The sequence below is a fragment of the Vibrio sp. EA2 genome, assembly GCF_033042495.1.
Lineage (GTDB): Bacteria > Pseudomonadota > Gammaproteobacteria > Enterobacterales > Vibrionaceae > Vibrio.
On the sequence record NZ_JAWLID010000056.1, the window covers coordinates 1 to 723 of the forward strand.

Genomic DNA, 723 nt, shown 5'->3' on the forward strand with positions numbered 1-723 from the left:
TTGAGTCCATCAAAACCCCTTGGGTGTTGTATGGTTAAGCCTCACGGGCAATTAGTACAGGTTAGCTCAACGCCTCACAACGCTTACACACCCTGCCTATCAACGTCGTAGTCTACGACAACCCTTTAGGATACTTAAAGTATCAGGGAGAACTCATCTCAAGGCTCGCTTCCCGCTTAGATGCTTTCAGCGGTTATCGATCCCGAACTTAGCTACCGGGCAATGCGTCTGGCGACACAACCCGAACACCAGAGGTTCGTCCACTCCGGTCCTCTCGTACTAGGAGCAGCCCCTTTCAATTCTCCAACGCCCACGGCAGATAGGGACCGAACTGTCTCACGACGTTCTAAACCCAGCTCGCGTACCACTTTAAATGGCGAACAGCCATACCCTTGGGACCGACTTCAGCCCCAGGATGTGATGAGCCGACATCGAGGTGCCAAACACCGCCGTCGATATGAACTCTTGGGCGGTATCAGCCTGTTATCCCCGGAGTACCTTTTATCCGTTGAGCGATGGCCCTTCCATTCAGAACCACCGGATCACTATGACCTGCTTTCGCACCTGCTCGAATTGTCATTCTCGCAGTCAAGCGGGCTTATGCCATTGCACTAACCTCACGATGTCCAACCGTGATTAGCCCACCTTCGTGCTCCTCCGTTACGCTTTGGGAGGAGACCGCCCCAGTCAAACTACCCACCAGGCACTGTCCTCATCCCCGAT

General features: G+C 53.8%; 1 rRNA gene. It reads right to left on the bottom strand.

Annotated features, from left to right (window positions below):
• Positions 1 to 30: 30 nt before the first annotated feature.
• Positions 31 to 723 (bottom strand): 23S ribosomal RNA (locus tag RXX31_RS24705); the annotation flags it as partial.